At 68.6% G+C, this 21,338-nt stretch carries 16 protein-coding genes; 9 read left to right on the forward strand and 7 right to left on the reverse strand.

What is annotated here, in order from left to right:
- Positions 1-82 precede the first annotated feature (82 nt).
- From CUR96_RS06775 to yicI, 5 genes are all read left to right on the forward strand, one after another.
- Entirely contained in the window at positions 83-541 is a 459-nt protein-coding gene (locus CUR96_RS06775; protein WP_102192516.1) for a GNAT family N-acetyltransferase, read from the forward strand.
- Between the two features lie 271 nt (positions 542-812).
- Positions 813-2,117, forward strand: coding sequence for an ABC transporter substrate-binding protein (locus CUR96_RS06780; RefSeq protein WP_102192570.1), 1,305 nt, complete (start codon positions 813-815; stop codon positions 2,115-2,117).
- Between the two features lie 54 nt (positions 2,118-2,171).
- Positions 2,172-3,134, forward strand: coding sequence for a carbohydrate ABC transporter permease (locus CUR96_RS06785; RefSeq protein ID WP_102192517.1), 963 nt, complete (start codon positions 2,172-2,174; stop codon positions 3,132-3,134).
- Entirely contained in the window at positions 3,134-4,021 is an 888-nt protein-coding gene (locus CUR96_RS06790; protein WP_102192518.1) for a carbohydrate ABC transporter permease, read from the forward strand. Before CUR96_RS06785 ends, CUR96_RS06790 begins: the two co-directional genes overlap by 1 nt.
- A complete protein-coding gene (gene yicI / locus CUR96_RS06795; protein ID WP_102192519.1) occupies positions 4,021-6,255 on the forward strand; it encodes an alpha-xylosidase in 2,235 nt (744 codons plus the stop codon). The genes CUR96_RS06790 and yicI overlap by 1 nt, the downstream gene beginning before the upstream one ends.
- Positions 6,256-6,281: 26 nt before the next feature.
- On the opposite strand, the gene CUR96_RS06800 is transcribed toward yicI, so the two are convergent.
- Both CUR96_RS06800 and CUR96_RS06805 read right to left on the reverse strand, forming a co-directional pair.
- The gene (locus CUR96_RS06800) at positions 6,282-7,085 is read right to left on the reverse strand and encodes a hypothetical protein (RefSeq protein ID WP_102192520.1); all 804 of its coding nucleotides are present in this window, start codon (positions 7,083-7,085) and stop codon (positions 6,282-6,284) included.
- A 55-nt stretch (positions 7,086-7,140) separates the two neighbouring features.
- Positions 7,141-8,271 carry an ROK family transcriptional regulator gene (locus CUR96_RS06805; protein WP_245861110.1) on the reverse strand — a complete coding sequence of 377 codons (1,131 nt, stop codon included), beginning with the start codon at positions 8,269-8,271 and terminating at the stop codon, positions 7,141-7,143.
- Positions 8,272-8,471: 200 nt separating this feature from the next.
- On the opposite strand from CUR96_RS06805, the gene xylA reads away from it, so the two are divergent.
- Positions 8,472-9,659 (forward strand): xylose isomerase, encoded by a 1,188-nt coding sequence (gene xylA, locus CUR96_RS06810; RefSeq protein ID WP_102192522.1) that lies wholly within the window; start codon positions 8,472-8,474, stop codon positions 9,657-9,659.
- A gap of 2 nt (positions 9,660-9,661) precedes the next feature.
- Entirely contained in the window at positions 9,662-10,954 is a 1,293-nt protein-coding gene (gene xylB, locus CUR96_RS06815) for a xylulokinase (RefSeq protein ID WP_102192523.1), read from the forward strand.
- A gap of 57 nt (positions 10,955-11,011) precedes the next feature.
- Here xylB and CUR96_RS06820 read toward each other — a convergent pair whose 3' ends face one another.
- The 5 genes from CUR96_RS06820 to CUR96_RS06840 all read right to left on the reverse strand — a co-directional run bounded on the left by CUR96_RS06820 (position 11,012) and on the right by CUR96_RS06840 (position 18,218).
- Entirely contained in the window at positions 11,012-12,826 is a 1,815-nt protein-coding gene (locus CUR96_RS06820; protein ID WP_102192524.1) for an ABC transporter ATP-binding protein, read from the reverse strand.
- The gene (locus tag CUR96_RS06825) at positions 12,823-14,733 is read right to left on the reverse strand and encodes an ABC transporter ATP-binding protein (protein ID WP_102192525.1); all 1,911 of its coding nucleotides are present in this window, start codon (positions 14,731-14,733) and stop codon (positions 12,823-12,825) included. The genes CUR96_RS06820 and CUR96_RS06825 overlap by 4 nt, the downstream gene beginning before the upstream one ends.
- 300 nt (positions 14,734-15,033) lie before the next feature.
- Complete coding sequence (locus tag CUR96_RS06830) at positions 15,034-16,080, reverse strand: dipeptidase (protein WP_102192526.1); 1,047 nt, start codon at positions 16,078-16,080, stop codon at positions 15,034-15,036.
- 114 nt (positions 16,081-16,194) lie between these two features.
- Positions 16,195-16,695 (reverse strand): methylated-DNA--[protein]-cysteine S-methyltransferase, encoded by a 501-nt coding sequence (locus CUR96_RS06835; RefSeq protein WP_102192527.1) that lies wholly within the window; start codon positions 16,693-16,695, stop codon positions 16,195-16,197.
- Positions 16,692-18,218 carry a DNA-3-methyladenine glycosylase 2 family protein gene (locus CUR96_RS06840; protein ID WP_102192528.1) on the reverse strand — a complete coding sequence of 509 codons (1,527 nt, stop codon included), beginning with the start codon at positions 18,216-18,218 and terminating at the stop codon, positions 16,692-16,694. Before CUR96_RS06840 ends, CUR96_RS06835 begins: the two co-directional genes overlap by 4 nt.
- A gap of 198 nt (positions 18,219-18,416) precedes the next feature.
- Between CUR96_RS06840 and CUR96_RS06850 the strand changes: the two genes are divergently transcribed.
- Entirely contained in the window at positions 18,417-19,706 is a 1,290-nt protein-coding gene (locus tag CUR96_RS06850) for a serine hydrolase domain-containing protein (protein ID WP_245861106.1), read from the forward strand.
- Positions 19,707-19,725: 19 nt separating this feature from the next.
- Positions 19,726-21,327, forward strand: coding sequence for a serine hydrolase (locus tag CUR96_RS06855; protein WP_219721964.1), 1,602 nt, complete (start codon positions 19,726-19,728; stop codon positions 21,325-21,327).
- Positions 21,328-21,338: the final 11 nt, after the last annotated feature.

The raw sequence follows: 21,338 nt of genomic DNA on the forward strand, positions 1-21,338 counted from the left end.
AAATTGTCTCGACTCCAAGATACCTGAGGCGTTGTCTCGACGTTTGCGTGTGCACTTCGCCGGTAGGGGTTAGCCTGGGAGCATGTCCGAACTGCGCATGGTCGAACTCTCCGCTGCGACGATCGTCGCCGTGAACAACCTGTCGCTCAAGCCCGGGCAGGAGCAGTACCTCGCTCCCGTGTCCTACGGGATTGCGGCGACTGTCATCAATCCGCAGACGTCCTGGCAGCGGGTCGTGCTCGATCGCAACGAGGTCGTCGGCTTCGTGAGCGCGAGCTTCGATCCAGATGCCCCGGAAGAGCACTTCAGCTCGGTGCTGTGGCGGATCAACGTCGACGCCGACGATCAGGGGCGCGGGGTCGGCCGGTTCGCCGTCGAGAGCCTGATCGAAGAGGCGCGCACGCGCGGCGTCGATCACGTCAACGTCATCTACGAGGCCGGCGACGGCGGCCCCGAGGCCTTCTTCCACCGTGTCGGTTTCACGCCGGTGGGCGAAACCGAGTACGGCGAGATCATCGCCGAGATCCGTCTCGCCGACTAGAGCGGCGGCGGGGTCTCGAATCCCCTCCCCCATCGAGACCTCGTCGCCTTAGTCCCAGCCCCCGACGTGCTCCGTGCACGCCGGGGGCTTTTTGTCGGCGCCCGCAACAAAAGTTTGCACATCGGCTCGGACTCGGCCTATCATCGATCTCAGTTCGCGTATCGAAGCGCTTCGACACTCCTGGATCCGACCAGGACGAAACGTCCGCGAAGGCGTCACCCGACCCACCGAAGTGTCCGGCCTCTGGGCCACCGAGAAAGGAGTGCCGACGATGGCACGAACAATCCGCAAGACGAAGATGCTGGCGACGGCCGCGGTGCTCACCGTTGCCGGCCTCGCACTGAGCGGCTGCGCAGGCGACGGCTCCGAGACCGAAGACGGCAAGACCCTCAAGCTCTGGCACTACGAAGGCGCCGACAGTGCGATGGGCAAGGCCTGGGCCGAGGCGATCAAGATCTTCGAGGAGGAGACCGGCGCGAAGGTCGAGTTCGAGGAGAAATCCTTCGAGCAGATCCAGAAGACGGCGAGCCAGGTGCTCGATACAGACGCGGCACCGGACCTCATGGAGTTCAACAAGGGGAACGCGACGGCCGGGTTCCTCGCGTCGACCGGCCTGATCACCGACATCTCCGACGCCGTGGCCGAGTACGGCTGGGATGAGAAGCTCGCTCCGTCCTTGCAGACCACCGCCAAGTACAGCGAAGACGGCGTCATGGGCGGCGACACCTGGTACGGCATCCCGAACTACGGCGAGTTCGTCGGCGTGTACTACAACGAGGATGCCTTCGCGGCGGCCGGGCTCGAGATCCCCGCCACCTACGACGAGTTCGTCAGCGTCCTCGACGCATTCGTCGCCAAGGGCATCACACCGCTCGCGGAAGCGGGTGCGGAGTACCCCCTGGGCCAGCTCTGGTACCAGCTCGCTCTCCTCGAAGGCGACCGCGGGTTCGTCGACGACTATCAGCTCTACAAGAACCCGGTGGACTGGCAGGGGCCCGAGGTCACGTCCGCGACCGAGACCCTGAAGGAGTACGTCGACAAGGGGTACATCGCCTCCGACGTCTCCTCGGTCAAGGCGGAGGACGCGGGTGTCTCGTTCATCAACGGCACCTCCCCGATCTTCGTCTCCGGCTCCTGGTGGTTCGGCCGCTTCGTCACCGAGGCCACCGGCTTCGACTGGACGATGAACGCCTTCCCCGGCGCGGATCTGTCGCTCGGCTCGTCCGGAAACCTCTGGGTCGTTCCGGAGAACGCCGCGAACAAGGAACTCGCCTACGAGTTCATCGACATCACGATGCGCCCCGAGATCCAGGCGATCATCGGCAACAACGGCGGTCTGCCCGTCGCCGTCGACCCCGCCGACATCACCGACGAGAAGAGCGCCGAACTGATCGAGACGTTCAACGGCGTGCTCGATGCCGACGGTCTCTCGTTCTACCCCGACTGGCCGGCGCCGGGCTTCTACGACGTTCTCGTGCAGGAACTGCAGGGCCTCGTCACCGGCGTGCAGGACGTGAAGACCACGAACACGAACCTCGGCGAGCAGTACGACGAAGGCACCGCGGACTTCCGTTGATCCATCGCGGGGGCGGCTCGGTGGCCGCCCCCGCACCCTCCTGGAGATGAACCCATGTCACTCGCCACCCGCGGCGGCCGCACGAAGCTGCCACCCGAACAGCCGTCCATCCCGCAGCGCAGCGGCGGGACCGGGGCTTACTGGATGTACCTGCTTCCTGGCTTCGTGCTGCTGCTCGTCGTCGTCATCGTGCCGCTCATCTGGAACGTGTACCTCACCTTCACGAAGTGGAAGGGAGTGCGCGCGCCGGAGTTCATCGGACTCGAGAACTGGCAGAAGATCCTCACCGACAGCGACTTCTGGACGTCCTTCACCAACTCGGTGTGGATGATCCTGGCCATGGTCGTCGTGCCGACGATCGTCGGCCTCATCGTCGCCGCCCTCCTGTTCGACGTCGTCGGACGCAAGTTCGGCGGCAAGGTCGGCAGCTTCCTGCGGGCCACGTACTACCTCCCGCAGATCCTCCCCATCGCCGTGGCCGGCATCGTGATCGGATGGATCGTGCGTCCGGGCGGAGACGGCGCCCTGAATCAGATCCTCGGCGCTTTCGGCCTCCCCGCATACGACTGGCTGGGGCAGATGCCCTCCGCCCTCATCGTGCTCATGCTGGTCATGGTCTGGGTGCAGCTCGGCTACCCGGTCGTCGTGTTCATGGCGGCCCTGCAGCGCGTCGATCCGGAGCTCTACGAGGCGGCAGAGCTCGACGGCGCGAACTGGCTGCAGCGGTTCTCCGCCATCACGATGAGCATCATCCGACCGGAGATCTTCGTCGTGACCCTCACCTGCACGATCGCGGCCCTCAAGCTGTTCGGTCCCGTCTACATCATCACGCGCGGAGGGCCTGCCGGCTCGACGCTGGTGCCGGCCTACTACGCATATCAGGAGTTCTTCACCAAGCGGAACGTCGGCTACGGCGCGACGATCGCCACCGTGCTCACCATCGTCGTGGTCATCGTGTCGATCGTGTTCATCCGTGTGCAGAACTCCCTCGAACGGAAAGAGAGGGCGGGACTGTGATGCACGCCACCACCGCCATCGTCACCGGGAAGCCGTCGAAGAGCCGGCCTCGGGGCGGCATGACGAAGAAGCGACCCGTCGACTGGCTGCTGCTCGCCCTGGTCGTCGTGGGTGCGCTGCTCGTCATCGCCCCCTTCTATCTCGTGCTGGTCAACTCGTTCAAGTCGCCGGTCGACTACGCGAACTCCGGCCCCCTCGCCTTCCCGGAGATGCTCGACTTCGGCGGGATCATCAAGTTCTGGGAGCGCGTGAACTTCCCAGAGAAGGTCTGGAACTCGATCTTCATCTCGGGCATCGTCGCCGTGCTGGCGGTGGTGATCTCGATGCTCAACGCCTTCGCGATCGGCATCGGCCGCATCCGCGGGCGCAGCTGGATCGTGCTTCTGTTCCTGATGGCCAACCTGCTGCCGCAGGAGGCCCTGCTCTACCCGCTGTACTACATGTTCAAGTCGGTCGGTCTCTACGACAACGTCTGGGCCGTGATCATCGTCTTCACCGTGATCCAGGCCGCGTTCGGCACGTATCTGCTCTCCTCGGTGTACGGAACGTTCCCCAAGGAGATCCTGGAAGCAGCATCCCTGGACGGTGCCACCCGCTGGCAGATCCTGTGGCGCGTGATCTTCCCGATCAGCCGGCCGACGCTCTCCGTGCTGCTCATCTTCTTCTTCATCTGGACGTGGAACGAGTTCCTCATCCCGTTGACCTTCCTCGCGTCCAATGCGAATCAGACCGTCCCTGTCGCGATCAGCGTGCTGCAGGGCGACCGCCTGATGGACGTCACGACCACGAGCGCCTCCGCGCTTCTCGGCATCATCCCGACGCTCATCTTCTTCCTCATCTTCCAGCGCACGCTGACCCGCGGCATCACAGCAGGAGCAGTCAAGTAATGAAGTTCACCGATGGTTTCTGGCAGCTCCGCCCCGGCGTCGCCGCCCTCTACGCCCAGGAGGCGTATGACATCGACGCGACCGACGACACCCCTGACGGACCCGGCATCGTCGTCACGGCGCCCACGGCGGTCATCGCCAGACGCGGCGACGTCCTGAACCGGGCCACGCTGACGACCACGCTCTCCTCCCCCGCCGAGGGAGTCATCCGAGTGCGCATCGCGCACCATTCGGGCGGTCGCCGGCACGGCGGTTTCCCGCTTCCGGGCGCGGGGACAGGCACCCCATCCGTTTCCGTGTCCGATGCCGGCGGGGTTCTGGATGCCGGTTCGCTGGTGGCACGGATCGCACCAGGCGCGCCGTGGGACCTGTCCTTCGAGGTCGACGGGCGTCGCGTGACGGGCAGCGGCCACAAGGCCCAGGGGTACATCCGCCTCTCCGCGGATGCGGCGGTCGACGCCGGCGTCGTGGGCAACACGCAGTACGACGCCGGGATACCCGCGGCGTCCGCCTTCGTGCACGAGCAGCTCGATCTCGGGGTCGGCGAGCTCGTCTACGGCCTCGGCGAACGCTTCGGACCGCTGGTGAAGAACGGCCAGTCCGTGGACATCTGGAACGCCGACGGCGGCACGTCCAGCGAGCAGGCGTACAAGAACGTGCCGTTCCACCTCTCGAACCGCGGCTACGGCGTGCTCGTGAACGACGCGGGTCACGTGTCGTACGAGATCGGCTCCGAGGCGGTCGAGCGGGTGCAGTTCTCGGTCACCGGCGAGGTGCTCGAGTACTTCGTCTTCGCCGGCCCCACGCCGAAGGAAGTGCTCGGCCGCTACACCGCGCTGACCGGCCGCCCGCCCGTCGTTCCGGCCTGGTCCTACGGCCTCTGGTTGTCGACGAGTTTCACCACCGACTACGACGAGCAGACCGTGACGTCGTTCATCGACGAGATGGCGGCCAGAGAGCTGCCGGTCTCGGTGTTCCACTTCGACTGCTTCTGGATGCGCGAGTTCAACTGGTGCGACTTCGAGTGGGACGCCCGGGTCTTCCCGGATCCGGACGGGATGCTCGCCCGCCTCCACGACAAGGACCTCCGGGTCTGCGTCTGGATCAACCCGTACATCGGGCAGCGCTCTGCCCTCTTCCGCGAGGCGGCCGACCAGGGGTTCCTGGTCGCCCGACCGGACGGTTCGGTGTGGCAATGGGACCTGTGGCAGGCGGGGATGGGACTGGTCGACTTCACGAACCCGGATGCCACGGCCTGGTATCAGGCGAAGCTGCGCGCACTCGTCGATCAGGGCGTCGACTGCTTCAAGACCGATTTCGGCGAACGCATCCCCACCGATGTCGTGTGGGCCGACGGCAGCGACCCCGAGCGCATGCACAACCTCTACACCGATCTCTACAATCGCGCCGTGCACGACGTGCTGGTCGACGCTCGCGGCGCAGGCGAGGCCGTGCTGTTCGCCCGCTCGGCGACCGCGGGAGGCCAGAGCATGCCGGTGCACTGGGGAGGCGACTCGACCTCCACCTTCTCCTCGATGGCGGAGACGCTCCGCGGCGGTCTCTCCCTCGCGCTCAGCGGCTTCGCGTTCTGGAGCCACGACATCGGCGGCTTCGAGGGCACACCGGATGCCGGTGTGTTCAAGCGCTGGACCGCATTCGGCATGCTCGGGTCGCACTCCCGATTCCACGGCTCCAGCTCCTACCGGGTGCCGTGGGCCTTCGATGAGGAGGCCGTCGACGTCACCCGCCTGTTCACTCACCTGAAGATGCGCCTGATGCCCTACCTGTACCAGCAGGGTCTGGATGCCGCGCAGACCGGCGTGCCGCTGATGCGCCCGATGGCACTCGAGTTTCCGGACGATCCGGCGACCGGCCATCTGGACCGTCAATACATGCTCGGCTCCGAGCTGCTCGTCGCCCCTGTGTTCAGCGAGGACGGCACCGTCGACTTCTACCTTCCGGCCGGTGAATGGACCTCACTGCTCAGCGGCGAGACCGTCACCGGCGGCACCTGGCGCCGCGAGACGCACGGCTTCGATTCGCTGCCGCTGTACGCCCGTCCCGGTGCCGTGCTGCCGTGGGGCGCGCGCAGCGATCGGCCGGACTACGACTACCACGACGGACTGCGCCTGCGGGTGTTCCCCGGCGGTACCGGGGTCGCGACCGTGACGGTCACGGCTCCCGGCGGCGTTGCCACGACCTACACGGTCGACCGCGCTGAGGTCACGGGATGACGGTGGGCCGGCAGCGGTCCGGCTGATCAGTCGTTCTTGCCGGGGCGGCTGCGGTTCGTCCACGCGGCGATGGCGGATGCGGCGGCGCCGGCTGCTCGATCGAGGGCCTCGGCCGAGCGGCTGAGAACGTCCTGCGCCGCGTCCTGCCAGGCGGGGGCGGGCGGCGCTTCGCCCGCCTGCACCTTCGCGGCGTGCTCAGCGACCTCGAAAGCGCGCTCGAGGTCGGCGACCGCGTCCCGATAGGCGGCGAACTCGGCAGGGGTGACCTTCCCGGTGGCCGCGCGACGCAGCTCGACGGCATGCGCTGCCGCGCGGAGGTACGACGCCGTCGCCGGCCGCTTCACATCGGTCATCGCCGGGTACGCGATCTGTCGCGCGGCGTCGGTCTCGTACTGCATCCACCGGGCGGTCACCGCATCATGGGCGGCGTGCAGGCGCTCCAGCGGACGTGGACCGGATGCGGCGGGGATCTCGGCGCGGGCCGCGGTCAGCCGTGCCTGTCTCGCGCGCACTTCGGCCGCCGCGGTCTTCGCGTCGCGCTCGGCCTCCCGGAGCATCCGCTTCGCGCTCGCGACCTGCTCCGGCGTCGCCCGCTGCGCTGCCCGCTGGGCCGTGACGTGTACGAGATCGGCCCGTGCCACCTTGAGCGCCAGGCGGCGCTCCGTCGCGGTCTGCTTCGCCGCCTTCAGGTCCTGGCGCGCAGCGTCGAAGGCGAGACGCCGCCCGCTCGAACGCCCGCGTCCGCGAACACCCATCACGCCGATCGCACCCGCGCCGGCCGCGGTCGGCGCGATCCACCACCACTCGGCCATCAGCAGCAACGGATCCATGACTCGATGCTACCGACGACGACGCGACAGCGGTTCAGGCGTCAGGGTTCGCGGTTCAGGCGTCGGTGTTCGCGGTTCCGGCGAGCGGATCGGCGAGGAGCGACGCGAACGCGATCTCGGCCGCTCCGATGAGCAGGCGGTCATCGCCCAGAGCCGCCGGGAGGATCATCACGTCGGCGACGGGGTCGGACATCGCCTGCGCGCGCACCGCCGCGACGAGTGCATCGGCGTCGTGGGTGAGGATCATGCTGAGGAATCCGCCGAGCACCACCGCCGAGGGGTTGAGGACGTTGACCGCGCTCGCCAGGGTCGGGGAGAGGATGCGCCTCTGCCTCGACACCTCCTCGAACACGTCCGCGTCCGTCGCCGCGGCGAGGGCATCGGCGAGCGCCACGTCATCAGCGGCAGCGAGTCCCAGCACACCCAGCAGTCGACTGCGGGACACTTCGTCCTCGAGCACCCCTTCGCCGGCACGCCGGTCGGCCGGAGCCAGGATCACGGGGCGGTTCTGCCCCCATTCGCCTGCATAGCCGCCGGAGCCGCCGACAAGCCTGCCGTCGACGATGAGACCGCCGCCGATGCCGCTCGCACCGCCGTTGAGGTAGACGACGTCGAGATGCCCGACAGCGGCGCCGAAGAGATGCTCGGCCATCGCGCCGAGGCTCGCGTCGTTTCCGACCGCCACCGGCAGACCCGTCGCCTCCTGCACCAGGGCGCCGACGGAGGCATCCCGCCAGCCGAGATGGGGGGCGTACCGCACCACCGCATCGGTGGCGCGGACGAGGCCCGGCACCGCGATGCCGACACCGACCACGCGGAGGCCGGCCAGCTCACCGGCGCGCCACTCCCTGAGCGTCCGCGCCACCGATGCCGCAGCCTCCTCAGGGGTGATCAGCCGGTCCAGTTCCTCGCGCACGCGTGCGCGGACCTCTCCGTTCAGGCCGACCGCTGCCATCTCGATCGCGTCGACCTCGGGGTTGACTGCGAACGCGACGACGTCACCGCTCGCCGCGACGACAGGAGAGGGACGGCCGACGCGGCGGGTCTGATCGGGCTCTCGTTCGACCACGAGGCCCGCATCGGCGAGGGTCGTGACGAGATCCGCCACCGTGGAGCGATTCAGGCCGGTGGCCGCCGTGAGCCGTGCGCGGGACTGCGGCCCGCCCTCGTGCACCAGCCGGAGCATCTCGCCGAGGTTGCGACGACGCACACCCTCCACGCTCCTCGCGCCGTCCGCCACGGATGCTCCCCTCTCGCCGGGGGCACCCCCGGACCGCTCGTTCAGCCTAGCCAGTCCCATTCGACCCGAATGGGGCTGGACAGGCCGACGATCATGTCATAAGTTGTTGTTGCCAACTTATCCGATCTTCCCCGCTGGAGCCTCCCATGACAACCCCCACCCGCGACGACAAGTTCTCCTTCGGCCTGTGGACCGTCGGCTACAACGGAGCCGACCCCTTCGGCGGCCCCACCCGACCGGCGCTCGATGTCGTGCACGCCGTCGAGAAGCTCGCCGAGCTCGGCGCTTACGGCCTCACGTTCCACGATGACGACCTCTTCGCCTTCGGGTCGACCGACGCCGAGCGGCAGACGCAGATCGACCGCCTGAAGGGCGCTCTGGCCGACACCGGCCTGATCGTGCCGATGGTCACCACGAACCTCTTCAGCGCCCCGATCTTCAAGGACGGCGGATTCACCTCGAACGACCGCGACGTGCGCCGTTTCGCCCTGCGCAAGGTGTTCCGTCAGCTCGACCTCGGCGCCGAGCTCGGCGCGAAGACCTTCGTCATGTGGGGCGGCCGCGAAGGGGCGGAGTACGACTCCGCGAAGGACATCCGCGCCGCACTCGAGCGCTATCGCGAAGCCGTGAACCTGCTCGGCGACTACGTCACCGACAAGGGATACGACATCCGCTTCGCCATCGAGCCGAAGCCGAACGAGCCGCGCGGCGACATCCTGCTGCCCACTCTCGGTCACGCGATCGCTTTCATCGACTCGCTCGAGCGCCCCGAACTGGTCGGCGTCAACCCCGAGGTCGGCCACGAGCAGATGGCCGGGCTCAACTTCGCCGCAGGCATCGCGCAGGCGCTGTTCCACGGCAAGCTCTTCCACATCGACCTCAATGGCCAGCGTGGCATCAAGTACGACCAGGATCTGGTGTTCGGACACGGCGACCTGCACAACGCGTTCGCGCTCGTCGACCTGCTCGAGAACGGCGGCCCCGGCGGCGTGCCCGCCTACGACGGCCCTCGACACTTCGACTACAAGCCCTCGCGCACCGAGGACGAGAAGGGCGTCTGGGACTCGGCCGCCGCGAACATGCGCACCTACCTGCTGCTCAAGGAGCGCGCGGCCGCGTTCCGCGCCGACCCCGAGGTGCAGGAGGCGCTTGCCGCCGCACGTGTCGACGAACTCTCCGTCCCCACGCTCGGAGACGGCGAGTCGTACGAGGACTTCCTCGCCGACCGTTCGGCCTACGAGGACTTCGACGCGTCGACGTACTTCGGCGGCAAGGGCTTCGGGTTCGTCCGTCTGCAGCAGCTCGCGACCGAGCACCTTCTCGGCGCGCGCTGATCATGCCCCTCGTTCTCGGGGTCGACTCCTCGACCCAGTCCTGCAAGGCACTCGTCGTCGATACCGCGACGGGAACCGTCGTGCGGTCGGGGCGCGCCGCGCACCCCGACGGGACGGCGGTCGACCCCGAGGAGTGGTGGCGAGCACTGAACACCTCCATCGAGGAAGCCGGTGGCCTCGACGACATCGAGGCGTGGTCGATCGGCGGCCAGCAGCACGGCATGGTCGCGCTGGCCGCTGATGGCACGGTGATCCGGGACGCGCTGCTGTGGAACGACACCCGTTCCGCCGGCGCCGCGGCGGATCTCATCGCCGAGTTCGGCGCGGAGACGCTGGCGGCGCGAACGGGTCTCGTCCCGGTGGCGTCGTTCACGATCACGAAGCTGCGGTGGCTGCGCGACAACGAACCGGAGAACGCGGCGCGTGTCGCCGCTGTCGCGCTGCCGCACGACTGGCTGACGTGGCGTCTGCGCGGCTACGGCCCGGAGAATCCGGCGCTCACCGAACTCGTCAGCGACAGATCCGACGCCTCGGGCACGGGGTACTGGAACCCGGCGACGGGCGAGTACGACCGTGAGCTGCTGGCGGCTGCGCTCGGCCACGATGCGGTCCTCCCCCGCGTACTGGGTTCCGACGAGGCGGTCGCCGATGCGGACGGTCGTCACGTCGGCCCCGGCGCCGGCGACAACGCGGCCGCTGCACTCGGGCTGGACACCCGCCCCGGCGACGTCGTCGTCTCGATCGGCACGTCGGGCACCGTGTTCGCGATCAGCACGGAGCGCGTCGAGGACCCGACGGGCACCGTGGCGGGCTTCGCCGATGCCTCGGGCCGGTTCCTCCCCCTGGTGGCGACGTTGAACGCGGCGAGAGTCCTGGACGTCACGGCGGCCCTCCTGGGCGTCTCGCTCGACGAGTTCAGCGATCTCGCCCTGCAGGCGTCTCCCGGGGCGGGCGGCATCACGCTTCAGCCCTACTTCGAGGGCGAGCGCACCCCGAACCTTCCCGATGCGACGGCGACGCTGTCTGGTCTGACCCTAGCCTCGACGACCCGCGCGAATCTGGCTCGGGCGGCCGTAGAGGGGATGCTGCGCGGCCTCGGCGCCGGACTCGACGCGCTGCGCGATCTCGGCATCCCGCTCGAGCGCGCTCTGCTCATCGGCGGCGGAGCGCAGTCCGAGGCCGTAAGGCGGATCGCTCCCGAGGTGCTCGGCCTGCCGGTCGACGTGCCGGAGATCGCGGAATACGTCGCCCTCGGCGCTGCCCGCCAGGCTGCACGGCTGACCGTCGACGCCTAGCCCGTCAGATGAGAAAGGCCCGCACGGCGAACCGTGCGGGCCTTTCTCATCTGCGGCTCAGACCAGCGTCTCCTGCCAGGCGGCGTGCAGCTGCGCGAACTTGCCGGTGCCGCCGATGAGCGCGGCCGGGGTGTCGTCCTCGATGATCCGTCCGTGCTCCATCACCAGCACCCGGTCGGCGATGGCCACCGTCGACAGGCGGTGCGCGATGATGATCGCGGTCCGGTCGGCGAGCAGCGTCTGCAGAGCATCCTGGATCAGCCGCTCCGAGGGGATGTCCAGCGACGCCGTGGCCTCGTCGAGGATCAGCACAGACGGATCCGCGAGGAACGCCCGGGCGAACGAGATCAGCTGACGCTGTCCCGCCGACACCCGGCCGCCGCGCTTGTTCACGTCAGTGTTGTACCCGTCCGGCAGCGATGAGATGAACTCGTCCGCTCCCACCGCTCGCGCGGCCGTCCGGATCTCGTCGAGCGTGGCATCCGGCTTTCCGAGCGCGATGTTGTCGGCGACGGTTCCGCTGAACAGGTACGCCTCCTGAGTGACCATCACGATCGCCCGGCGCAGGTCCTTCGGATGCAGCTTCCGCAGATCGACTCCGTCCAGGGTGACGCGACCGATCGTGGGGTCGTAGAACCGCGAGATGAGCTTCGCCAGCGTCGACTTGCCCGCGCCGGTGGTTCCCACGAGCGCGATCGTCTGACCGGCGGGGATGTCGAGTGAGAAGTCCGGCAGGATCGTGGTCTCGCCGTTGTAGCCGAATGTGACGTCCTCGAAGCGGATCGCACCGCGCGATTCCCACAGGTCGACGGGCTTCTCGGGGTCGGGGACGGTCGGCTGCTCTTCCAGCACACCGGACACCTTCTCCAGCGCCGCCGTCGCCGACTGGTAGGAGTTCAGGAACATCGCGATCTCCTGCATCGGCGCGAAGAAGTTGCGCACGTACAGCACAGCGGAAAGCAGCACACCGACGGTGAGCGCACCGGTGGAGACCCGGATGCCGCCCCAGAGCACGACGGCACCGAGGGTGAGCGCGGCGACGCCCATCAGCCCGGGTTCGAACGTGCCGAACAGCAGCATCGAGCGCCGGTTGATGTCCCGGTAATCGCCCGCCACCTTCTGGAAGGTGACGTCGTTGCGGGGCTCCTTGCGGAAGGCCTTGACGGCGCGGATGCCGGTCATCGTCTCGACGAACTGCACGATCACCTTCGCGCTGATCACGCGGGATTCCCGGTAGACGAGCTGCGAGCGCGAGTAGAACCAGCGCATCAGCATCATCAGCGGGATGCCGGCGAGCGCAAGGATCACGCCCGACTGCCAGTCCCAGACGACGAGGGCGATGAAGGTGAACGCACCGAAGAGAACACCGGAGACGAGGTTGTTCAGACCGCCGTCCAGGAGCTCCCGGATCGAGTCGAGGTCGCTCGTCTGGCGCGAGATGATTCGACCGGACGTGTACGACTCGTGGAACTCGAGGCTCAGCTTCTGCGTGTGCAGGAAGATGCGCTTGCGCAGATCCAGCAGTACCGCCTGGGTGATCCGGGCGGCGATCATCACGTACCAGGCGATGAGCACGGCAGCGGCCGCACCCGCGAACAAGTAGACGAAGCCGATCGCGAAGGTCGGCATCCAGTCCGCGCGCTCGAGCACGGCCGGCAGCGCCTGGTCGAGTCCGATGCTGATGAGGATCGGCCCCGCCACCTGCAGTGCCGTCGAGATGACGAGCACCGCGGCCGCGAGGATGACCTGCGGTCGCAGCGGCCGGATCAGCGAGCCCAGCAGGCGCAGCGACCGCTGACGGATCTCCCTGCTCTCCGCGCGGGTGTAGTCGGAACGGTCCTCGTTCTGCGTACCGGTGATGTCGGAGCTCATGCCTGCACCTCCTCTTCGATGGCCAGTTCTTCGTCGGGCAGATCGCCCTCTTCGTCGTCTTCGGCGGTATCTCGGATGATCGGGATCGAGCCGGTCCTGGCCGCCTCCTCCGCCTCGAGGCTGGAGATCACGTGCCGGTAGTGCCTGCTCGACTGCAGCAGCTCGCTGTGCGTGCCGACCGCCGTCACGCGTCCGCGTTCGAGCAGCGCGACCCGGTCCGCGAGGGCCACGGTCGAAGGGCGGTGCGCCACGATCAGCGCCGTGGTCTCGGCGAGCACGTGCCGCAGCGCCTCCTCGACGAGCGCCTCGGTGTCGACATCCAGAGCCGAGAGCGGATCGTCGAGCACGAGGACCCGCGGGTTCGCCGCGACGGCACGGGCGAGCGCGAGACGCTGGCGCTGTCCGCCGGACAGGCTGAGTCCCTCCTCGCCGATGATCGTCTCCACGCCCTCAGGGAGCGCGTCGACGAACCCGGCCTGGGCGACGTCCAGCGCCTCGCGCAGCACGCGTTCGGCCTCGTCGCTGTGCACGTCGAGCTCGGCCCGGCCCAGCAGCACGTTCTCCCGGACGGATGCCGAGAACAGCGTCGCATCCTCGAATGCCATCGCGATGTGCTGGCGCAGATCGGCGAGGGTCAGGTCGCGCACGTCCACGCCGTCGAGCGTGACCCGGCCGCCGGTGACGTCGTAGAGACGGGCAGGCAGCGTCGTCAGCGTGGTCTTGCCGCTGCCGGTGAGTCCCACCAGCGCCATCGTCTCACCGGGGCGCAGCACCAGGTCGATGCCGTCCAGCAGGTCGCGTTCCTGCGCGCCGGCATCCTGGTAGCGGAAGTGGGCGTTCTCGAACGCCAGCTCTCCGCGCGGGTTCTCGATGCGCACCGGGTTCGCGGGGTCCGTGATCGTGTTCGTCTCGGAGAAGATGTCGAACACGCGGTCGGTCGCCGTGCGCGCATCGAGCATGAACGAGAAGAGGAAGCCGATCGACTCGATCGGCCAGCGCAGCACCGTCGCCATCGCGAAGAAGGCGAACAGCTCGGGCAGATCGATGGCGCCCTGCGAGATCAGCCAGATACCCGTCATCAGGCTGAGGCCGAACGCGATCTGCGGCATCAGGTCGAGCCAGAACCAGATCGAGGCGATCGCCCCGGCCTTGCTCATCTCGGTCTCGCGCAGCGTCTCGGCCTGGCGGCTGAAGCGGCTGAGCGCGTGCTTGCCTCGTCCGAAGGCCTTCAGCACGCGGATGCCGTGCACGCTCTCCTCGACGCTGGTCGCGAGGTCGCCGGCCTGGTCCTGGCTGCGTCGCGTGAGCGCGCCGTAGCGCTTCTCGAACAGATAGCCCCGGATCCACAGCGGAATCGCCGTGACGAGGAAGATCGTTCCGAGCAGCCAGTGCCAGCGGAACAGCAGCACAGAGCCGATGATGATCGTGAGCACGTTCACGACCAGAAGCACCAGGCCGAAGGCGAGCCAGCGGCGGATGAGACCGATGTCCTGCATCATCCGGCTGAGCAGCTGTCCGGACTGCCAGCGGTCGTGGAACGACACCGGCAGCGTCTGCAGGCGCGAGTAGAGGTCGGTCCGCATGCGGTACTCGACCTCGGTCGCCGGGTTCAGCACGAACCAGCGGCGCAGCCAGATCATGGCCGCTTCGCCGACGGCGAGGCCGAAGACGGCCAGCGCGCCCCAGGCGATCGCGCCGATCTCACCGGACCGGACGGGGCCGCTGATGATCTGCTCCAGCACGAGCGGGATCATCAGCGCGATGACGGCCGCGACGAGTGCGCTGGCGGCGCCGCCGACGAGTCGCCAGATGACCGGCTTCACGAACGGCTTGAGCCGCCAGAGCGCGGCGGGGGTGGAGAGAGTGGAGGAGGGTGAAGTGTTCTGCGAAGAAGGCGAGGAAGACATGTCTCTCAGACGAGTTTCGTATGGAAAGCGGTTGCTGAAAAGGGAACGGACACAGGAACGGACTCTCAGAGTCCGGTGTCCGAAACAGAGGGCGCGGAGCGACCCGCGGCGGTCGGTCTAAGGGAACAGGCGCACCGGGGTCGAGCCGAGAGCTGCGATCTGCGCGCTGGCGATCGTGGTCATGGTGTCCTCCTCAGAGCTCGGCTGTGTCGTCCGGTCGGTGCGACAGCCCATCAGCCTATTGCTGTGAACCGGCTGATCGCAAGACTCATTCCCGAATTCTTCCGGCCGGTCTCGTGGTCAGCGTGCGGCCGCGCCGAGCTCCGCGCGGAAGAGCCGCTGCATGTTGCCACCGAGCACGGCGACGATGTCGGCGTCGCGCCAACCGCGGCGAAGGAACGCCTCGGTGATCAGCGGCAACCCTGAGGGGCCCTCGAGGCCAGGAAGGTACTCGTCGGCCGGAACGCCCTCGACCATGGCCTCGACGCAGCACGGCGCGGTGGTGTCGGCCATGACCTCCTGCATGAAATCCGCGCCGATGCCGACGTGCTCGATGCCGGCCACCGACACCAGGTGCTCGAAGTGGTCGACCAGCCGGTCGATCGTGTAGTCGCCGGCATCGAGGTAGGGCGCGAAGAAGTTGACGCACACCACGCCGCCACCGGCCGCGATGCCCGCGGCCTGGGCGTCGGTGAGGTTGCGGTGATGGTCGAAGAGCACCCGGGACGACGAGTGCGTGGCGATCAGCGCGCGCGTGGAGAGCTCGAGCACGTGATCCACGCCGGCGGCGCCGAGGTGGCTGAGATCGAGCATCATGCCGATGCGCTCCATCTCGGCGACGGCACGGACGCCCAGGCGGGTGAGCCGGCTGCCGGCTCCGTCTTCCCCGCTGCCATCCGCGAAGGCGCTGCGGCCGAAATGCGCGAGGGAACCGATCCGCACGCCGAGCCTGTGCACGGTCTCCAGAAGCTCGACGTCTTCACCGATCCCCGGCATCCCCTCGAGCGCGAGCACGAGGGCGATACGACCTGCTTCGAGTGCGCGATCGATATCGGCGCCGTCGGCGCAGAGCGTGACGGTATCCGCGTTGCCCTCGGCGATCCTGTGGGTGGCTTCGATCATCTGGAAGGTGCGCCTCAGCGCGCCTTCCGGTCGATAGACGGCGTCGATGAACACCGGAAGCACCTGGATGTTCACGCCGCCCTCCTGCAGCTGCGGCAGCCACTGCAGCCGGAAGAACTCGGACCACTGCTCCGGAGGGCGGCTGGCGACCGCGCAGAGCAGGTCGTTGTGCGCATCCGCGACGACAGCGCGCCGGTGCAGTTCGGCGGCCCTGGTTTCGCTCATGTGCCCATCCTGCGCGCTGCGCAGGCCGGAATGCGGTCGCCACGCGCAGGTGCGAGCCGCCATCGGGAACGAATCCTGCGCTCCTGTGCCCGCCTCCACAATCGTGCTGCGCGCTCACGCCGGAGAGACGCCCTCGCGCGCCAGCAGACGCTCCTTCACGTCGAGACCCCAGGCGAATCCGCCGAGGCTGCCGTCGGAGCGCAGCACCCGGTGACAGGGGACGAAGAGCGCGGGGGCGTTCCGGGCGCAGATGGATGCGGCAGCGCGCACGGCGCTCGGGTTGTCGAGGACGGCGGCGAAGCCCGTGTACGTCAGCGGTGCACCCGCGGTGATGCGTCGGAGCGCGGCCCAGCCCGCGAGCTGCAGAGCAGTTCCGGTCTGCTTCACGGCGACGGCATCGATCGCAGCGAGGTCGCCGGCGTAGTAGGCCAGGGCGGCAGCGGCCGCATCCGTCTCACCCTCGCGGACCTCCGCCGGCCGTGCGGCGGCCGAGAGGCGGTCGAGGATCTCCTGATGGTCCGTCGTCCATCCGGAGGACAGCACGCGCTGCCGGTCGTCGACGAGGATCGTGAACGGCCCGTCTGGGGTGTCCAGGGTCTGGATGAGTGCGGTCATGATTGCTCCTTCGAAGTCGTGGCCTTTGTGGCTGTTCGGCGGGCGGATGCGGTTCGCACCGGTGCCGCGCGCCAGAGGTGGGCGGTGAGGTAGCTGCGCCAGGGTGCCGTGCGCTCGGCCCAGGCCGTGAGCGGAGCGGGCTCCGCGGGGAGGCCGGATGCCGCGGCACCTGCCCGCACGGCGACGTCGCCGGGCAGGAACACATCAGGGTCGCCGAGCACGCGCATCCGCACGTAGTCAGCCGTCCACGGGCCGATGCCGGGCATCGCGAGCATCGCCCGGCGCTGGTCGGCGCCATCGTCGCCGACCGTAAGGGTCAGCGAGCCGTCGGCGAGTGCCTCCGCGGCGCCGGTGATCGCCCGGATGCGGGCTGCGGGTCCACGGAGCACGTCGACTCCCCGCTCGGCGATCGCCTGCATCGTCGGGAAGAGCAGACCGCCGTCCGCCGTCCGCTCTCCCAGCGCATTCGCCAGCGCGGTCAGCGCCGTGCGCGCGGCCACCACAGTGATCTGCTGCCCGACCATCGCACGGATCAGCATCTCGTGCGGATCGGCCGATCCGGGGACTCGGATGCCGGGGGTCCGCGCGACGAGAGGGGCGAGCTCGGGGTGTGCAGCCAGAGCGTCGTCGACGGCGAGCGGGTCGGCGTCGAGATCGAAGATCCGCCGGACGGTGCCGACGAGCGGTGCGAGGTCGCCGAGTCCGGTGACCCTGGCTCGCAGGTGGAGCCGCTCGTCGTCTTCCTGCCGCACTTCGAACCACGTCGGTCCGCCGGCCATGCGCAGGTGACGACGGAACGAGGCGGCAGTCGTCTCCTCGACGCCGGGGAGTGCACGCGCCGCCATCCACGCGAAGACGCCATCGGCGTCCAGCGGACCGCGGTACGGCAGGACGAGGTCGATCGCGCCGGGGGCGTCGAGCCCTTCCGCGCCCGCGCGTGGGCCTGGCGTGGGGCGGCGGCGCGCCCTGAGCTCACCGGGAGTGAGACCGAACACCTCGCGGATCGTGTCGTTGCACTGACGGATGCTCGCGAAGCCGGCGGAGAAAGCGACCGCCGAGATCGGCATATCCGTGCCGACGAGGAGCATCCTCGCGGTGTGCGCGCGGTGGGCCCTGGCGAGCGCGAGCGGACCCGCGCCCAGCTCGGTGCTGAGCAGCCGGGTCAGGTGCCTGCTCGAGTAGCCCAGGCGTGCGGCGAGTCCGGTCACACCCTCACGCTCGACGACGCCGCTTGCGATGAGGCGCATCGCCCTGGCCGCCGTATCACCGCGCAGGTTCCAGGCCGGCGAACCCGGAGCCGCCTCCGGGAGGCACCTCTTGCAGGCGCGGTATCCGGCCTCGTGGGCGGCCGCGCTGGTCGGGTAGAACGTCACGTTCTTCTGCATCGGGGTGCGTGCGGGGCAGCTCGGACGGCAGTAGATCCCCGTCGAGCGGACGGCGGTCACGAACTGCCCGTCGAAGCGGGTGTCGCGGGCGCTGATCGCGCGGTATCGCTCGTCGAAGTCGGTGATGGGGAAGCTCATGTCTCCACTCTGACACGCTCCACGGACACCGGCTGGCGGAAATCGGACATCGCTGTGACCCGGGTGTACGTGCTCGGACACGGCCCGAACGTCAGGTCCGCCGCGACCTCGAGCCATACCCCCTGGTGTGCGATCGCGGCGCGCGTGATACTGGACGCTGACGGCTCCCTGTCCGTTTCGTGGCAGAAGGAGGGCATCGTGCGCCGACCTCGGACCATCGCCGCTCTGGGTGCGGTCGCGGCGCTGCTCCTCTGCGGCTGTTCGGGCCCGGCATCCACCGCTCCGTCTGCGACGCCTTCCACCGGCGACACGTCGTCGCACGAGTCGTCCTGTGTCGCCGATCCTGAAGCGGTGATCGCAGCGCGCCTGCCGGAGGCCGCCACGGATCCGATGCCTCCGGAACTGTCTTCGCAGATCGACGCCGCGGCGGTGGCATCCTTCGCCGTGGCTGCCGCGCCCGGCGCGATCGTCTTCGTGCAGACCCCGGAGGGAACCTTCAGCAAGGCCTACGGCGTGGCAGACCCGACGACGGGTGCGCCGATGACGACGGACATGTACCAGCGCGTCGGCTCCGTCACCAAGACCTTCACGGTCACACTGATCCTGCAGCTGGCCGAAGAGGGAGCGGTCTCTCTCGACGATCCGATCGGGAAGTACATCGACGGGGTGCCGAACGGCGACGTCGTCACCTTGCGCCAGCTGTCGGACATGACCAGCGGGGTCGCCAGTTACACGTTCGACGACGCGTGGCTGCAGGCCTTCATGAGTGACCCCGGACGTGTGTGGGATCCCCAGGAGCTCGTCGACATCGGCATCGCGCTGCCACCGCTGTTCGAGCCGGGAACGGAGTTCGACTACTCCAACACCAACACCGTACTCCTCGGCCAGGTCGTCGAAAGAGTGACGGGACAGGACGTCGCGGACGTGTTCGCCGAGCGGATCTTCGAGCCGCTCAGCCTGACGGGTACGTCCGACCCAGGAGCATCCGCCGCCTTCCCCGAGCCGCACCCGCGCGGGTACACCCTGCAGTCCCCCACCGCCACCCCGGAGGACCCCACGGACGCGACCGACTGGAACCCGTCATGGGGATGGACGGCGGGCCAGCTGATCTCGAACGGCCGGGACATGTTCGTCTATGCTCGCGCCCTGGGCACCGGTCAGGGTCTGCTCGACGCCGAGTCGCAACTCGAGCGGCTCACCTCGTTCCCCGGCGCGGCGGGCTACGGCCTGGGAATGGGATGCAGCAGCGGCTGGGTCGGGCATGCCGGCGAACTCCCCGGTTTCAACAGCTCCGTCTTCTACGACACCTCCAGCGACAGCACCGTGATCACGATGACGAACAGCGACATCGCCTCGGGCGACTGCGCGCAGTCGCCGACCCTCCTCGACAACCCGACCGGCGAGGTGTGCTCCAGCCCTGCGACGCGGATCTTCGTCGGGATCTCCGAGGCCCTCGGCAATCCGTTCGTCCCCGCGCCCAAGCAATGACCGGCTGATCGGAGCCATCGTGCACAGACACCCCGCCCTGATCGCCGGCATCGCGCTGGCCGTGACCGTGCTCACCGGCTGCAGCGCTCCACCGGAGGAGCAGCAGGTGGAGGTCGAGCTCGGAGATTCGCCCAACCAGGACGTGCTCGCCCTCCCCGACGGCAGTCTCGATTCAGCACTCGAGAAGCTGCCGGAGATCGTGGAGTCGGCGATGGAGCAGAGTGGAGTGCCGGGCATCGCCGTCGCGGTGGTGCACGGCGACGAAGCCGTCTTCGCGGAGGGCTACGGCGTGCGGACGAAGGGAGAGGATGCCGTGGTCGACGCCGACACCGTGTTCCAGATCGCCTCGCTCTCGAAGCCGGTGGGGGCGACGGTCGTCGCGACACAGGTCTCGCAGGGCGTCGTCGACTGGGCGACGCCGGTCATCGATCACCTGCCCGATTTCACGCTGGCCGACCCGTGGGTCACCCAGCATGCGACCATCGGGGACTTCTACTCGCACCGCACCGGTCTGCCGTTCGCGGCGGGCGACCTGCTCGAGGACATCGGCTACGACCGGGCCTATGTGCTGGATCGTCTGGCGCTCCAGCCGCTCGCGCCGTTCCGCGCCAGCTACGCCTACGCGAACTTCGGGATCACCGTCGGCGCCGAGGCTGTCGCCGCGGCCGCCGGCACCGACTGGGCGACGCTCTCCGACGAGCAGCTCTACGGCCCGCTCGGGATGGGCTCCACCAGTTCCCGTCATGAGGACTTCCTCCAGCAGGAGAACAGGGCCGCCCTGCACGCTCTGATCGGCGAGGGCGACTTCGAGCCCCGTTTCGAGCGCGACCCCGATGCGCAGTCGCCCGCCGGCGGTGTCTCCTCGAGCGTGAGCGACCTGGCGGAGTGGATGCGGCTCGTGCTCGCCGGCGGCACGTACGCGGGTGAGGAGATCATCGCCGAAGCGGCCCTGCAGCCGGCGCTCAGTCCGCAGAACGTGTCTTCGCCACCACACGCGCTGGACCAGCGGGCGGGTCAGTACGGCTTCGGATTCGGGGTGGGGATGCAGCCGAGCGGTCGCGTGACCCTGAGTCATTCCGGCGCGTTCATCCTCGGCGCCGCGACGAACGTCCAGCTGCTGCCGTCTGCCGACGTCGGGATCGTGGTGCTGACAAACGGCGCTCCGATCGGCGTTCCGGAGGCGATCGCCGCCGAGTTCCTCGACCTGCTGCAGTTCGGGTACAGCACGCGCGACTGGCTGAGCGACTACGGGCACGCCATGGCGGGATACCACCAACCCGCCGGCGACCTCACCGGAGAGACCCCGCCCGCGGATCCGGCGCCTGCCCAGCCCCTGTCCGCGTACGCCGGCACGTACGCCAACGACTACTACGGCGCAGCGGTCGTCTCCGAGGAGGACGGCGTGCTCACACTCGCCGTGGGGCCCGACGGCGGTTCCACCGCGCAACTCGACCCCTGGGACGGCGACACCTTCGCATTCATACCGCTCGGCGAGAATGCACCGGCGGGATCGCTGTCTTCAGCGGTGTTCACGATCGCCGGCGGCGCCGCCGCCTCGATGACCCTCGACTTCTTCAATGCGGAGCCCGGGCTCCTCGGAACCTGGACGCGGGTACCGTGAGACTTCTCCCG

This window comes from Microbacterium aurantiacum (genome assembly GCF_002872075.1).
Lineage (GTDB): Bacteria > Actinomycetota > Actinomycetes > Actinomycetales > Microbacteriaceae > Microbacterium > Microbacterium aurantiacum_A.

Coding starts and splice junctions, on each gene's coding strand:
- CUR96_RS06800 (WP_102192520.1), bottom strand. CDS start 7,085: ATGGATCCGTTGCTGCTGATGGCCGAGTGGTGGTGGATCGCGCCGACC.
- xylB (WP_102192523.1), top strand. CDS start 9,662: ATGCCCCTCGTTCTCGGGGTCGACTCCTCGACCCAGTCCTGCAAGGCA.
- CUR96_RS06820 (WP_102192524.1), bottom strand. CDS start 12,826: ATGAGCTCCGACATCACCGGTACGCAGAACGAGGACCGTTCCGACTAC.
- CUR96_RS06790 (WP_102192518.1), top strand. CDS start 3,134: ATGCACGCCACCACCGCCATCGTCACCGGGAAGCCGTCGAAGAGCCGG.
- CUR96_RS06835 (WP_102192527.1), bottom strand. CDS start 16,695: ATGACCGCACTCATCCAGACCCTGGACACCCCAGACGGGCCGTTCACG.
- CUR96_RS06830 (WP_102192526.1), bottom strand. CDS start 16,080: ATGAGCGAAACCAGGGCCGCCGAACTGCACCGGCGCGCTGTCGTCGCG.
- CUR96_RS06825 (WP_102192525.1), bottom strand. CDS start 14,733: ATGTCTTCCTCGCCTTCTTCGCAGAACACTTCACCCTCCTCCACTCTC.
- CUR96_RS06775 (WP_102192516.1), top strand. CDS start 83: ATGTCCGAACTGCGCATGGTCGAACTCTCCGCTGCGACGATCGTCGCC.
- CUR96_RS06785 (WP_102192517.1), top strand. CDS start 2,172: ATGTCACTCGCCACCCGCGGCGGCCGCACGAAGCTGCCACCCGAACAG.
- xylA (WP_102192522.1), top strand. CDS start 8,472: ATGACAACCCCCACCCGCGACGACAAGTTCTCCTTCGGCCTGTGGACC.
- CUR96_RS06780 (WP_102192570.1), top strand. CDS start 813: ATGGCACGAACAATCCGCAAGACGAAGATGCTGGCGACGGCCGCGGTG.
- CUR96_RS06840 (WP_102192528.1), bottom strand. CDS start 18,218: ATGAGCTTCCCCATCACCGACTTCGACGAGCGATACCGCGCGATCAGC.
- yicI (WP_102192519.1), top strand. CDS start 4,021: ATGAAGTTCACCGATGGTTTCTGGCAGCTCCGCCCCGGCGTCGCCGCC.
- CUR96_RS06805 (WP_245861110.1), bottom strand. CDS start 8,271: ATGCTCCGGCTGGTGCACGAGGGCGGGCCGCAGTCCCGCGCACGGCTC.